The organism is Bacillus sp. ISL-39, assembly GCF_018613295.1.
Lineage (GTDB): Bacteria > Bacillota > Bacilli > Bacillales > Cytobacillaceae > Mesobacillus.
The window spans coordinates 20,136-34,600 of the sequence record NZ_JAGGQM010000012.1; the positions used below are offsets into that span (position 1 = coordinate 20,136).

Below are 14,465 nucleotides of genomic sequence, written 5' to 3' on the forward strand. Positions count from 1 at the left end.
ATTAATGGATTCCCCGACAAAAAATCAGTATTTCCATCTATAATGGCCTACAATAGGCTGTTTATAAGAAGTAAGTTTAATTTCCGATGCAAATGGACGGGTGTTATGAATTAAATAAGGTATTCCGTCTTTTGTCCGTCTGTCAGAAATGATGCCTACGTGGTCCGTGCCCTTAAAATAAATAACAATATCCCCCGGTTGCCACTTGGCTAAATTCTCAGGATTATTTGGAATTAACTCGGTCGTCAAAGATTCAGTGAAACGTTGAAAAAAAACATACTGATTGGGAACCCGTCTGAAATCAATATGGGGGTCTGGATTTCCAGCTACCCGCGGATATAAAGAGGTATTATCATTAATATCCTGGTCCATCAAATCTTTTAAATTTATGCCTGCCCCGGCCAATCCTCTCCAAACAACATCGGTGCACACACCCTCGCTGTCTGGTGGATAACCATCTTCATAATAAGCACTCTTGTATAGTGTTCGATTCTCCACTTCTTTCCTTGCAGCATTCACTATGTCTAATGGATCAGGCACCTTATTCTGATTTTTATCAACCCTTATATAACTTTCATCGACTGTTACTTTTTCAGAGAAGGGACTATCAAGATGGATACCTGCCATATCCATAATCAGACCCTCCCTAAAAAAAACAGAAAACAATGGCACTACCAATACAAAAGAAACAATCAAAAGTGCTCTTTTCATTTTCCTTATTCCACCTCATTTATTGCAAAAGAAAGACTCTCCATTAATGAATTATTATTTAAATTCTCCTTGGCATATAAAATCCTTCTTCCATATAACTGCTTCGTTAGTTTAGATTGGAGTTCATAATACGCTACTCTTTTTTCTTTTCTGAAATTAAGTAGGCAAACACAATAATAACCGCAATGAGAGAGGTTATTACAGAATATCTAAAAATATTAAAAAAGAACTCTGGATACGGCGTTACAACACTTGAAGTAAATCCTTCAGCATCTGTTGTACTTTCCTCCCGTTTCATAAAAGCAACTAATAAAAAAAGTGGAACAATAAATGAATATATACCTGTTTTTACTAGGATCCGCTCCATTAAATTCCCTCCAATTTAATTATCCTTTAACCCACTCAATAATTTATTCATTTAATATCCAACTCCGAAGCCTGGGTCTGAAATTATAAATGCTATGTACAATAAGACAAGTGTAATAATTGTTAGCAATGTTAATTTGTATTTCTCCTTATCCATTTCAACACCTCCAATAAATTGGCTGATTAGAAGACCAAATTCATCAAGTTTGTTAGCTACTATATTATTTCTCTTCACTAAGTCTAAATTTCTATAAAACTGGCAAGAATACCTTCTGATATCCTAATTAAATGGGAGGGATTGGTTTGTTGCTATCAACTGCTTGGAAGTCCTATGAAGCAGACAAACGTATTGAAGGATTTTCACCATATACCTTAAAAGCATATGGTATTCAGGCAAAGCTGCTCATAAGCTATTTTAGGGACCCAATTATTGATACCTTCAATACAGAAGGATTAAAGAAATATCTTGTTACTCAAGGCAAGGATTTAAAACCCTCAAGTTTGGCCCACAGAATTCGGTTTATGAAGTCATTGTTTCGCTGGTGTCACGAGGAAGGCCATTTAACCATAAATCCAGCAGCAAAGATCAAGGAACCTAAAGCCGGCAAGAGAATCCCAAAGTTTCTATCAGAAAGGGAGATTGAACTTTTACATGAAGCCTGTATTAGCCCTATGGAAAAGGCACTATTCGAATTGATGTTTTCTACTGGCTGCAGAATTGGGGAAATCGCTGCACTGGATCGCAATTGCATTAATTGGTCTAACCGCTCTGCCATCGTCAGGGGAAAGGGTGACAAGGAACGTGAAGTGTATTTTAATATTCGGGCTGAATTATGGCTTAAGCGATACATTGATAGCCGCCAGGATAAAGATCCGGCCATTTTTGTAACAGAGAGACAGCCACACAGAATGAGTATTGCACAGATGAGGTATTACATTAAGAAAATCTCAGCGCGTGCCGGCATAAATAAGGAAATTCATCCTCACCAACTCAGACACAGCTATGCCACTCACTTATTGAAAAATGGAGCACCAGTTGAAGTTATCCAAAGCCTTTTGGGCCACGAGAAAAGTGAAATCACTCGAATATATGCCCAACTAAGCGGAAGGCTGAGACAGGAGTTTTACCAGAAATACTTCTAATAAAGCGAAGAAGCAACGTAAATTATGCGTTGCTTCTGTACTCTTGCACCCGTTAGCTTAAGTACACTCTTTCACAAACTTATCAAATTAGTTAATAAGATGTTTTAATATGAAGTCTTGAGCAAAATAGAAGATTAGCCAACCTGCGATTCCAAGACCTAATGAAGCAAATAAATGGATAGCATATTTCAGTGCTATTCCTATGATTAATAACATAACTAATGTTCCAGGAAGCCCCCATACAACACCCATAGCAAACTTACTTATTTTGTCTATCTGTTCCCCTTGAGTATATAGCCATAAGATGCTTAAAAGGCTGACAATTGGTAAAGCGGCAATGATTCCACCTTGTTGGGGATACCTCCGCGAAAATTCTGTAATAACGCCAATTATAATGGCTGAAATAAGGATTTTAACTATTGCGAACATCTTTTGCTCTCTCCTTTAGTAATATAAATGCCTCTAAGATAAGTTTCCTTTCTTCATCGCTCATTTGATCAAATAGAATTTGTTTTAATTTTTCTTCATCTAAACTTGAATGACGATGTAGTACATCGATTCCTAAATCGGAAAGCCTTAGAATAACCTTTCGCTCATCCTTGCTACTACGAGTTTTAAATACATAATTTTTTTCCAATAAGCGTTTAATATGCTCTGAAGCTGTGTTATGAGACACCTGAATCGCATTAGCAATTTCTTTTATTCCTACTTCATCCTCTTTTTCAATAACTTGTAGGATACGAATACCTTGGTGAGTAATTTTTTCTTGGTGGTTATAACGTAACTGATAGTAAATGTCCGTCCAAAGATGATTTAAAAGTACGATTTCCTTATCCATATTACCAATCCTTATATCGTATTTTAAGATTATATCTTATATTACGATATAAATGGATATAAAGCAACTATTCTTCCACTAACCTGCTTCGTTTGTTTAATAAAGGATTCAACAAAAAAGGCAGCTAAGCCTTCTGGATCAACACACCCGTTAGCTATCTGGTTTATCTAGTTTTTTGTTTGAATATTGGGATTCCTCTTTTCTAACTCGTTTATAAATCCATCTATATTATTAGGTGAAATCTGTACCGTATTATATTTTGCGTAATTGACTTCAATTCTGTTCATTGAAAGTGAGGGAGCTGTAAATGGATTTCTGGTTTCCCTAATACTTTGAATTTCATCAATCTTTATTTCCTTTTTAAAGGGACCGTATTGTATTTTGAGAGAATTGTTTTTTATTGTATATCCAGTTCTAAACCAAATCCACAATAAACAAAAACCTACTGGACATAGGATAACAATCTTTATCCATTGTTTGTTCAAAAACTCAGGGGTCATCCATAAGTCTTTTTTCGACGAATAATACATTTAATCACCTCTATATTCGATACGAATAACAGATATTATTGGTTTCAATTATCTAGACGCTTATTCCACTAAACTGCTTCAATAGTTGAAGAAGCGATAGCCTTGTTCTGCTATCGCACCTGATTGTTGAATAAGCAATGTTTGCTTCACAAACATAATAATCATATCTGATAGGAATTCTTATTGTTTGTTATACCTTTCTTTACTGAGACCACATTCGACTATTAAAAGCAACTTATGAAAAGAATGTGCTCTTAATGAATCTTTGTTATATAAACCATACCGTTTTTATTTATAGACATATTGACAGGAATTAATTTATGTCATAAATTATACATATAATAACTATGCATAGATTTACTATGCATTTGGAAGGTGGACTGTTTATGAAGATAAGCAAAGAATTGCTAAAGGGTAGTACCACTACTCTTATTTTGAGTTTGCTTAATTCTAAACCAATGTACGGCTATGAAATTATCAAAGAACTGGAATCGAAGTCTAATGGAATTTTTAGTTTTAAGGAAGGCACGATCTATCCCATCCTTCACAGCCTTGAGGAAAAAGAATTAATTGTATCTTACTGGGGCGAAGGGACCGGAAAGAGAAAGAGGAAATATTACAAGATTAATTACCAGGGCAAAGAATTTATTCAAGAAAAAAAAGAAGAATGGTCCGTTTTCAAGAATGCTGTTGACGAAGTTTTAAGTGGGGAGAAAATCGTATGGGATTAGATAATAAGTTTGAAATGTATATTAGAGATTTGTGTAAACGGATAAAAAATAAGGATGTACATGCCCATATAAAACTGGAAATTAACGATCACCTTCATACGCTCAAAGAGGAGGCCATGAGTACTGGACTTTCAGAAGAAGAGGCTATAGATCAAGCATTAGCACGTATGGGAGATGCAGTAGTTTTGGGAAAGCAGCTTAACAAAACACACAAAGCCCCTATGGATGTGAAATTGTTGCTGCCAGTGCTGACAGCTTCTCTATTTGGGCTACTGGTTATGTATTATTTGCAATTCCATTCGGCTTTTACAGAGCTTCAAGAACTGAAAGTTTTCAATAAAAGTCTTAGCTTCTACTCGTTGGGTGTCGTGCTCATGCTAAGCCTATTTATGTTTGATTACAGAAGATTGATGAAATACTCCAAGCACTTCTATGCGGCAACAATCCTCATACTTTTATTGACCGTTCTCATTGGTGTTAGAGTCGATGATGTGCCATTTTTAAATGTAGGCTTTGCTACTATTAATTTCACCGAAATCACTCCATTCCTTTTGGTCATTGCCTTTGCTGGAATGTTTCATTCCTGGGATTGGAAGGATAATCGAAAGTCTTGGTTTGGAATAGGTATTATGTCAATACCAATTTTATTAATGGCGACTACAGGAGCCTTCGCAGCTACTATTATTAGCATCATTGTATGCGCTGTAATCATGCATACGTCGAGGTCCAGCCTTAAGCAAACTATAACATTCGCAGTTGTTGCTTCTATATGGCCCATCTGGAATCTGCTGTCTCTTTCTCAGAGATACTCCATGGTAAGCTCCTATACAGATCTTAAAATAGGTGAGGCTTATTTTGTAGGAAGTTCCCTTCAGGTGACCCCAAGTTTCATTTCTGAGGTCCATACAGATTTTATCTTGACGTACATCATCTATTCGTTTGGGTGGCTAGCCGCAATCACGGCTTTAGCTCTGGTTATATTTTTTATTTGTAGAATATCGATTACCGCTAAGAGTGTGAATCCCCCTTATGGAAAATTGCTAATTACAGGATTGGCAGCAGTCTTTTCAGCTCAGTTTATACTAAGCCTACTAACGAATCTCGGTTTATCTCCACTGACTGGTGTACCCGTACCATTCATGAGTTATGGAGGTTCACATTTATTGCTGGAGATGATATCCGCAGGACTGATTCTAAGCGTATATAGAAGACGAAAAACCAAGGAGACAGTTTCCTTGACTCACTCTCCGCAAAGTAATTAGAAGCAACCAATAATGGATTCAATGCTGCAAGAAGCCATTACTAAAAATCTCAGACTATTTGCCAGTCTGAGATTTTTTAATGGACTACTTTATTAGTGATAAAAAAGTGCCAGATCCTATATACTCAAACCGTAATTACCGATGCGGTCTTTCTTTACCTATTCCACGAACCTGCTACATCTTTTAAAAAATTCATTAAAAAATGCGTTTATCCTTCCTGCTCCTTTAGTTAAATAAGAATGATATTAACAATTGAATACCAAAAGCTAAAATAGTCGTTATACTAATATCTAAAAAGATATAACTCCTTTTCTTATCTTTATATTTTGTGTCAAAGAAGAACCTAATCAAATAAAAAGTAGTAAAGATAGCAAGTAATTCGATGAAATTCAAATACATTACTTCAACTCCTTACCAATGTACTTTCTATAATATTAATTGAACTATCCTGCACCTTATGTTGAACAAATTAATGGCAGGACTATTTGACGAATTCATCTTTGAAAAAATCCAAAAACCACCTGTTTTATCGAATATTAAATGGGTGGCAATTAAGCAAAGGAAATAAGAAATGGCTGGGTCTTTTGTTTCTAATATGGAACCTACAACCCAAAAGAGAAATATACTAAGTATAAAAATAATAAATAAATAAATATGCCAACCCTTCACCCATCATACTCTCTCCCTTGTTCTTGTCTCTTATTTCTAGTAACCTTGTTAACACTATCTTATTCAACAACCCTGCTTCGTCTGCTCACTAAGGAATTCAACAAAAAAGGCCGTTAATCCTTCTGGATCAACGCACCCTTTTGTTGGACAAGACATTAATTCAAATTGGTTTTTATGTCATTTTTATATATGTCCACTTTGTTCGCAGCAAATTTCAAAGATTGTGATTTCCCATTGATTGTAAGACCAATATGAATGGATAAAGGGAAATCAATTTTTTTAATCATATCTTCTAAGGCATAATATTCATCCTGTTTATCGTTATAAAAAACAACTGAACTAATTATTACCTCTTCGTCTTCTATATCTAGGTTACACATCATAGGATATTTATCGCCATTATTTATAGCTAATTCACCTAATACAATTGAACCGTTTAACTCTTCTGTAAAGTTCTTTGTTTCAGCTGGTCTTACCCAAGTCTCATCTTGTTCTACGTTCTCTTCTTCATCTATTGCCCATTCCCATATAGGATATTCCCTTAAGTCCTCAATGGTTAATTCATCAACTGGTTTGCTTTTGCTCATAAATTCCTTCCTCCTCACTACTAATTTCACCAGTAAAAATCCAAAATTACGGCTTCGTTTGTTCAAGAAGGAATTCAACAAAAAGGTGCCTTAATCCTTCCTGGATCAACGCACCAAGTAGTTTAAGAATAAAAGTAGGTCAATAGCTATTTCAAAATATCAATGGAGCGACAAACCAAGCTATAAAATCACCAGTACTGATACTGCGCAGCGCTTCTGCATTTTCATCATACTTGCCCTATCCGCCTACAGATATACCGCCTGTATGGTCGCAAGCAATGCCTTGTCGTTTCAACGGCATTCTTAAAGCTCATCAAACCCATTCTCATCGGAGGTTTTAGTATACTGTCTTGATTTTTGCTCAAAGAAATCGGTCTTGCCCATGTCTACTTCCTGATAGGCGATAATCCATCTTAATGGATTGTTCCGGTGTCCTTCGAAGGGGGCAGCAAAGCCGAGTTGCTCTGCACGTTTGTTTGCCATGAACTTTATATAGGCTTCCACATCTGACATGAGCAGTCCATCGACTTCGTTGCCGATAATATACTCCGCCCACTCAATCTCCAGCCGTGCCGCTTCCCGGAAGGCTTCCGTACCAAAATCCCTCAAGGATTCTGTATTGTACTCGGGATTTTCATACAGAATTTCTTTAAAAATCTTTTCGAATAGCCCCACATGCAGCTGTTCATCACGGTTAATGTAGTTAATCATCGTACTGGTACCAACCATTTTCTGATTCCGCGCAAGATTATAAAAGAACGCGAAGCCCGAATAGAAAAACAAGCCTTCCAGGATGACATCATAGACAATCGAATGCAATAGATTTTCTATGCTTGGGTTTTCGGTGAAGCCTTTGTATCCGTCTGTTATAAACTCATTACGCTTGCGCAGGATTGGTTCTGTCCTCCAATAGTCGAACACTTCCTCCTGCTTTGATTTGGAAACGATGCTTGACAGCACATAGCTGTAGGAATGATTATGGATCACTTCCTGCTGTGCCAAAATGATCATGAGTGCATTTAAGCTGGAGTCGGTAAGATAATCGGCAACCTTACCGGCGTAGTCTGTTTGAATGCTGTCAAGGAGTGCCAGGAGCCCGATGATTTTTAAAAAGGCATCCTGTTCTTTTTTGGAAAGCATCGAAAATTGTTTAATGTCCTTTGACATATTGATCTCAAATGGGGTCCAGAAATTGCCCAGCATTCTCTTGTATTTTGGGTAGGCCCACGGGAAGCGGACATCATCCCAGTTCAGTATATTGGAACTTTGTCCATTTATAATCCCGGTGGAAGAATTCGGCGCACCGACGTCGACAAGCAGTCTTTTCTTTAATTGGTTCATCTTAATCCGTCCCTCCTCTTAACTATGACAGCTTTCACATTCGTCAAACTCACTGCTTGAAGTGGAGCGGACATAATAAGTGGTTTTCAATCCTGATTTCCAGGCATCCATATGCAAATCCAGCAGTGCCTTTGCCTTGATTGTATTTGTTACATAAAAATTAAACGAGATCGATTGATCGATATGGCGCTGACGCCTGGCATTCTGCCTGATGCTCCAGTGCTGGTCCAGGTTGTAGGCTGTCTTATAGAACCACATCGTTTCGGCTGACAGATCTGGTGCGGTGACCGGAATCTTGTAATCTTTCTTTTCCTCGGAATATTCAAGCCGGAAAATCGGGTCAATGCTTGCTGTTGAACCCGCAAGAATCGAGGTTGAGGAGTTTGGTGCCACTGCCATTAAGTAGCCGTTCCTGATTCCATGCAGTCTTACTTCCTCAGCGAGTTTCCCCCATCTTTCACCAGCATATTGTCTCTTCTCGAAAAACTGGCCTGTCGACCAATCGGAGCCTTCAAAATAGGGGTACGCCCCTTTTTCTTTTGCCAATTCCAGACTTGCGCAGATGGTCCAATAGGCTATTTTTTCATAGAGAGTATCACAGTACTCGACAGCTTCTTCACTTTCCCATTTGATTTCCTTCAGAGCCAGCAAATGATGCCAGCCGAATGTCCCCAGTCCGATTCCCCTGTAATTCTTGTTGGTTATTTGAGCCTGCAGCACAGGGATCTCATTGATATCGATGACATTATCCAGCATTCTGACCTGAATTTTTATCACTCTATCAAGTACATCATCCGCGACGGTCTTTGCCAAAGCTATCGATGACAAGTTGCAGACGACAAAATCACCTGGCTTTTTATAGATTAAGATTTTTCCGTCTTCGACTGTTTCCTCTTCCAAAAGGGTCGGACTCATATTTTGGGTGATTTCCGTGCAAAGGTTGCTGCAATAAATCATCCCTTTGTGGTGATTGGCATTAAGCCTGTTGACCTGATCCCTGTAAAACATATAAGGTGTGCCGGTTTCAAGCTGAGAGATCATGATTGATTTAAAGATTTCGATGGCAGGGACCACTTCATGTGACAAACCAGGGTGGTTTACACAAGCCCAATACTTTTCCCGGAAGGATCCCGCACCCTTTGCCTCATCGAAATTATCTTCAAGAGAATACCCCATGACACTCCTGACTTCATGTGGATCAAACAGATACCAGTCGCCTCGTTTTTCTACTTGTTCCATAAATAAATCAGGAATACATATACCCGAAAACAAATCATGTGTCCTCTGGCGCTCATCTCCATTGTTCAGTTTTGCATCAAGGAACGGGAAGATATCTTTATGCCAGACATCAAGATACACGGCAATCGCGCCCTGGCGCTGCCCTAATTGATCTACAGAAACAGCTGTGTTATTCAGCTGCTTCATCCAGGGGATGACTCCGGAACTGACCCCTTTAAAGCCTTTGATATCACTGCCTCGGCTACGGATCTTTCCAAGATAAACGCCAATGCCGCCGCCATTTTTGCTTAAGGTAGATATATCTGTATTCGAATCGTAAATACTCCTTAAATCATCCGCAACAGTATCGATAAAGCAGCTTGATAATTGACCGTAGCTTTTGCCCGCATTCGAAAGTGTCGGAGTAGCCACTGTCATATAGAGGTTTGAAATCGCCCAGTATGCCTCTTCCACTAGCTCAAGCCTTTTTTCCTTTGGTTCTTCAGCCAGCAGCGTCATGGCAATGATCATGAACCGCTCTTGAGGCAGTTCGGCGAAATTCCCATTTTGTGTGCGTGCCAGGTATCTTTCTGCCATCGTTAAAAGCCCTATATATGTAAATAGCTTGTCCCTCTCTGGATCAATGACTTTTTCAAGATACTCTATTTCTTCACGGGAGTAGGATTCTACGATTAGACGATCATAGATCCCTATTTCTATCAACCTATTGATTAACTCATAAAATGAACCGTAGCCAGCTTCTCCCCTAAAGCCGGAACTCAGCATGTACAATTTTTTCAGGTAAAACCGCGCTGCAGCATAGGTCCAATCTGGTTCATTCCGGCCGATTCGCTCTACTGCGGTCAAAATCAACATGTTCCCAACCTGGTCATCTGTCATATTTTTCACCTCAAGAGCCCGGTCCACCTTCTCTTTGAACTGTGAAAAATCCAATCGGGGGAATGATTGTTCCATTTCTTCGATCCATTTTGCGGCTTTTTCATCCCTAACTTGAATGCTCATTTCCTATTCCTCCTGCTTGCTTACTTTTTCTCATTTCCAGCCTGTGCTTCCTTCTTATATCGGCAGTCTTAAAGAGCTCCCATTCAAACTCATTCTCTGGAATGACCTTCTCCACCGGAACGGGTGCACCATTGTCATCCTTTGCAACCATGGTCAGAATCGAGGTGGTGGTTAACGTTTTCCTGCAAGCTTTCAAGTTCTCACTTTCCACTTTCACGAACACTTCCATTGATGTTCTTCCTGTTGAAATAACGACTGCTTCAAGTGTTAAAATATCGCCCACCACAGCGGAAGACAGAAAATTAACCGAGTCAATCGAAGCAGTGACGACCGCCCTCCTGCTGTGCTTCATCGCTGCAATAGCGGCAATTTCATCAATATAGGACAGTACCGTTCCGCCAAAAATCGTTCCAAGATGGTTTGTATCCGGCGGCAGAACGAGCCTGTTCTGGAATGTCCTTGATACATTTGCTGATAATCCTTCCATTCCTGACTCCTCTCTGAAAACCTCCTTGAAAAACGAGAAAAACCCATCTCGAAGGATGGGTTTAAGTAACGTTGATGTATTAACAACTCATAGGAAGCCGCAAAAACAGCATGAGCCTGTCAATTGATCCCCGTATACCTTCCCTATTCCCGAAGAAGATAACACGAATAAATATGGCAGGTCTCCTGACTTGTGCTTCACCCTAATTTAAGGCCTTCCCATCTATTTTTTAGACAGTGGTTCTTCCTTATTTCGTCAGCACTTACAGTTGCGGGAACAGTTCTGGATTCTCACCAGATTCCCTATTAAGTCTTGTTCAGACACCATACTTATCGGTAATTTCAATATTTAGTTATAGAAACCATTCATTAACACAATATATCGTGTTATGAATTGATAGTAAATCATCTTCCTCACTTTTTCAACTATTTTTCATTTGTATTTAAATGCTCATGGACATCCGTTGTAATCACTCAGTACCCTCACTTTTTTTAAAATCAGAGCCTGGTCCAGAATTGGTTCGTTTCCTCCATCTAACACAAAATCAGGTCAGCCTAATTCCAAATGTGGTCGATAAAATACGAAAAGTGGCTGATATATCTTAAAATGTGGTCGAAATATTTCATTTTTTGACAAAAATGAACTTATTTCCTTTAAATTATTGGAATAAATACCCGATTCCACGTTTTGAAACGCTCCAATTTGGGTATTTAGTACTATATAAAGAGAAAGATAGTTCTTTTCATCAAAGGGGAGATGAAGATGCTGACGCTTTTTCTGTTACAAAGAGAACTTATTCAACTGAAAAACGAGTATCGATCAAGTGCTGACACTACAATAAGAAATCAAATTCTAAAAGACATTGAGCTCCTGACAGCGGCCATACAAGAAATAAAAGAGGCTTGGGAAGAAAAGTGCTCCCTGAATTCGGCCAAGAATATATAACAAAAAAGAAACCGTATCGAACGGTTTTTTTTTACTTCAAACTAATTGCTCAATCGGAGCCGGCTTTCCAAATAAGTACCCCTGAAACAGCTGATATCCATTCGCCTTTAGCCACTCAAAATCTTCCTCAGCCTCAATTCCCTCTGCAAGCGGAACAGACCCCAGCTTTTTCGCTTCCGCTCAATATATGTAATTATCACTATATCATCGCTGTCTATATAGGTAAAACAAACTATCGTAAAAATAGGGGTGAAGGAATAGTTGAAGTTCTGCATCTAGGTTATAATGGAGTGGTTTTCCGAAATCCAATCTGTAAGGAGTCAATCATGAAGTACATAAAACCAATCACCCCTCAACATGATCCCTGGGAAGCTTATCTTGATGTCGAACAATACGGCAAACCTCAACTCACCAACATTGAATTCACGACTACCACACTATGCAATATGCGATGCGAGCATTGCGCCGTCGGCTATACATTGCAAACAAAGGATCCTTCCGCACTTCCACTGGAGCTGCTTTTGCAAAGGCTTGATGAAATCCCGAAGCTTCGCTCTTTAAGCCTTACCGGCGGGGAACCAATGCTTTCTCTTTCTTCTGTCAGAAATTATGTCGTGCCTATTTTAAAATACGCTTCCGAACGCGGCGTCCGGACGCAAATCAATTCCAATTTGACGATGGATCTATCCCGCTATGAGATGGTAATCCCTTATTTGGATGTGCTGCATATCTCACATAATTGGGGCACCATCGATGAATTCATCGATGGAGGATTTGCAATGATGGAAAAGAAGCCTGACTATCAGCAGCGCGAAAAATATTTTACAAGAATGATTGAAAACAGCAGAGAGATTGTCAAAGCAGGTGTCATGGTTTCTGCGGAAACGATGCTGAACAAACGCACTTTGCCATATCTCGAGAAGATTCACAAGCAGATCGTCGAGGAAATGCATTGCCAGAGGCACGAGGTGCACCCGATGTACCCTAGCGATTTTGCCAGCAGTCTTGAGTCCCTGACGCTTGATGATATACGGGCAGCCATCCATCATCTGCTCGATGTCCGTGATGAAAATGTATGGATGTTGTTCGGGACTCTCCCGTTCTACGCATGCAGCAGTAAGCTGGAGGACCTGGACCTCCTAAAGCGTTTATATGCTAGCAAAAATGTGACTATAAGGAACGACCCGGATGGCCGTTCACGTCTTAATGTGAATATTTTCAATGGAGACATCATCGTCACCGATTTTGGCGACACCCCGTCGCTTGGCAATATTCAAGACACAAGGCTTGAAGATGCCTATCAAACATGGCAGGAATCCGCAATTGCCAGGGACCTAAGCTGCCACTGCCCGGCCGTCTCCTGCCTCGGCCCAAATATTCTGGTCAAAAACAGCTACTATCAGGAGACCGACTTCAGCAAGATGATGCATAATGTTTCCAGATAACCAAGGTTAACAGTAAAGGCCAATCGACATTGGGGATTAGGCCTTTCTTTATAATTTCATTACTTCAGATACCGCTCGCTCCGCTGATTTAAGTGCTCCTTCCAGGTGACCGCCGTATCCGGAAGAAGTTTCTGTTCCTGCAAAAACAACCTTCTTTTCCCATGAACTCATTCCTTCCGGCACCCCATAGTCCGGGAAGCTGGTCAACGGCTCGGCATCCTGTTCCACTGCTGTTTCTGGATCGCTCGCCCAATCTTTATAAAGCAGTGCAAGAGGGTTATCAGCTGAAGGGCCAAAAAGCCGTGTCAATTGGTCAGTGACCATTCTCAGAATATGTTCCTCGCCAAGTTCTTGCCGCATTTTTGCCGGAATGCCGAAAAAGCCAAAGAGTGCGCCATAACCGCTTTCAGGCGATGCATCATGAATTTCCTGCAAGGGACCGGCCCAGCTGGTGACCTGGCCGGAAAGACCGTCTTCCCTCCAGAAAGGACGGTCGTAAATCGCTACTGCCTTGGCCTGTCCCGCCATCCACGTCGGCTTGTCTTTCAGGCTGGCCATAAGTCCATCCGGGAGTGGCGGTGAAAAAGCAATCCTTTCCGCCAGAATTCGAGGAGGCAATGCCAGGATGACAGCTGCTGCACGGATGGTTTTCTTTTTTCCATCAGATTGCTCTGCTTCTATCATGACTTCATCAGCTTCATCCAATCGGATTGCGTTAACTTGTGTATCCAATTCGACTGTTTCTGGCGGAAGTGAGGATGCGATAGCGTCGGTAAGGGACTGAATCCCTCCTTCCAGCCGCACCGACCTCTCAACCGCGCCCTCTGGCAGTACATGCCGCTGTACCGGACCAGTTTTCGATTGCTCGAAAAGCATGGCTCCAGCGGTATGCTGTTCAATGGTGGGCAACCCAAGATCCTTCACCAGTTGGGTAATGGCCGGCTCATGATTCGGCCAGAACCAGGTAGGGCCCAAATCAAATCGGCCAATCTCCGGCCTGGTTTTGGCTGCCACACTTAATATCCTGCCCCCAACTCGGCTCCGCGCCTCCAGCACTCTGCAGCCTATCCCTTTTGCCTGCAGGAAGGCGGCAGCCCGAAGTCCAGATAATCCAGCCCCAATAATGACGACCGGTTTCTTCATAAACGTTTCCTCCAATCACTAACACT

At 40.3% G+C, this 14,465-nt stretch carries 14 protein-coding genes and 1 riboswitch; of the genes, 4 read left to right on the forward strand and 10 right to left on the reverse strand.

Features of this window, described 5'->3' with window-relative positions:
* Positions 1-24 precede the first annotated feature (24 nt).
* Together J7E37_RS11560 and J7E37_RS11565 are read right to left on the reverse strand one after the other, a co-directional pair.
* Positions 25-711: a DUF1287 domain-containing protein gene (locus J7E37_RS11560; RefSeq protein ID WP_215024012.1), complete on the reverse strand. Its 687-nt coding sequence runs from the start codon at positions 709-711 to the stop codon at positions 25-27.
* Between the two features lie 133 nt (positions 712-844).
* Entirely contained in the window at positions 845-1,078 is a 234-nt protein-coding gene (locus tag J7E37_RS11565) for a hypothetical protein (protein WP_215024014.1), read from the reverse strand.
* A 302-nt stretch (positions 1,079-1,380) separates the two neighbouring features.
* On the opposite strand from J7E37_RS11565, the gene J7E37_RS11570 reads away from it, so the two are divergent.
* Complete coding sequence (locus tag J7E37_RS11570; RefSeq protein ID WP_215024016.1) at positions 1,381-2,220, forward strand: tyrosine-type recombinase/integrase; 840 nt, start codon at positions 1,381-1,383, stop codon at positions 2,218-2,220.
* An 87-nt stretch (positions 2,221-2,307) separates the two neighbouring features.
* Here J7E37_RS11570 and J7E37_RS11575 read toward each other — a convergent pair whose 3' ends face one another.
* The 3 genes from J7E37_RS11575 to J7E37_RS11585 all read right to left on the reverse strand — a co-directional run bounded on the left by J7E37_RS11575 (position 2,308) and on the right by J7E37_RS11585 (position 3,588).
* Entirely contained in the window at positions 2,308-2,649 is a 342-nt protein-coding gene (locus J7E37_RS11575) for a DUF3147 family protein (RefSeq protein ID WP_215024018.1), read from the reverse strand.
* Positions 2,633-3,058: a MarR family winged helix-turn-helix transcriptional regulator gene (locus J7E37_RS11580; RefSeq protein WP_215024021.1), complete on the reverse strand. Its 426-nt coding sequence runs from the start codon at positions 3,056-3,058 to the stop codon at positions 2,633-2,635. Before J7E37_RS11580 ends, J7E37_RS11575 begins: the two co-directional genes overlap by 17 nt.
* 167 nt (positions 3,059-3,225) lie before the next feature.
* Positions 3,226-3,588 (reverse strand): PH domain-containing protein, encoded by a 363-nt coding sequence (locus J7E37_RS11585; RefSeq protein ID WP_215024023.1) that lies wholly within the window; start codon positions 3,586-3,588, stop codon positions 3,226-3,228.
* Positions 3,589-3,974: 386 nt separating this feature from the next.
* Here J7E37_RS11585 and J7E37_RS11590 point away from each other — a divergent pair, with 386 nt between their 5' ends.
* Both J7E37_RS11590 and J7E37_RS11595 read left to right on the forward strand, forming a co-directional pair.
* Positions 3,975-4,319, forward strand: a complete 345-nt coding sequence (locus J7E37_RS11590; protein ID WP_215024025.1) for a PadR family transcriptional regulator — start codon at positions 3,975-3,977, stop codon at positions 4,317-4,319.
* The gene (locus J7E37_RS11595; protein ID WP_215024027.1) at positions 4,310-5,581 is read left to right on the forward strand and encodes an FtsW/RodA/SpoVE family cell cycle protein; all 1,272 of its coding nucleotides are present in this window, start codon (positions 4,310-4,312) and stop codon (positions 5,579-5,581) included. The genes J7E37_RS11590 and J7E37_RS11595 overlap by 10 nt, the downstream gene beginning before the upstream one ends.
* An 824-nt stretch (positions 5,582-6,405) precedes the next feature.
* Here the strand turns inward: J7E37_RS11595 and J7E37_RS11600 are convergent.
* The 4 genes from J7E37_RS11600 to J7E37_RS11615 form a co-directional block, all read right to left on the reverse strand.
* The gene (locus J7E37_RS11600) at positions 6,406-6,837 is read right to left on the reverse strand and encodes a hypothetical protein (protein ID WP_215024029.1); all 432 of its coding nucleotides are present in this window, start codon (positions 6,835-6,837) and stop codon (positions 6,406-6,408) included.
* 303 nt (positions 6,838-7,140) lie between these two features.
* Positions 7,141-8,178, reverse strand: coding sequence for a ribonucleotide-diphosphate reductase subunit beta (locus J7E37_RS11605; protein ID WP_215024031.1), 1,038 nt, complete (start codon positions 8,176-8,178; stop codon positions 7,141-7,143).
* Positions 8,179-8,196: 18 nt separating this feature from the next.
* Positions 8,197-10,419, reverse strand: a complete 2,223-nt coding sequence (locus J7E37_RS11610; protein ID WP_215024033.1) for a ribonucleoside-diphosphate reductase subunit alpha — start codon at positions 10,417-10,419, stop codon at positions 8,197-8,199.
* On the reverse strand, positions 10,403-10,906 hold the full coding sequence (locus J7E37_RS11615) for an acyl-CoA thioesterase (RefSeq protein ID WP_215024035.1): 504 nt from the start codon (positions 10,904-10,906) through the stop codon (positions 10,403-10,405). Before J7E37_RS11615 ends, J7E37_RS11610 begins: the two co-directional genes overlap by 17 nt.
* A gap of 158 nt (positions 10,907-11,064) precedes the next feature.
* A riboswitch (cobalamin riboswitch) is annotated at positions 11,065-11,249 on the reverse strand.
* Between the two features lie 928 nt (positions 11,250-12,177).
* Here J7E37_RS11615 and yfkAB point away from each other — a divergent pair.
* A complete protein-coding gene (gene yfkAB / locus J7E37_RS11625) occupies positions 12,178-13,296 on the forward strand; it encodes a radical SAM/CxCxxxxC motif protein YfkAB (RefSeq protein ID WP_215024037.1) in 1,119 nt (372 codons plus the stop codon).
* Between the two features lie 48 nt (positions 13,297-13,344).
* Here the strand turns inward: yfkAB and J7E37_RS11630 are convergent, their stop codons facing one another.
* Positions 13,345-14,439: a flavin monoamine oxidase family protein gene (locus J7E37_RS11630; protein WP_215024039.1), complete on the reverse strand. Its 1,095-nt coding sequence runs from the start codon at positions 14,437-14,439 to the stop codon at positions 13,345-13,347.
* Positions 14,440-14,465 lie beyond the last annotated feature (26 nt).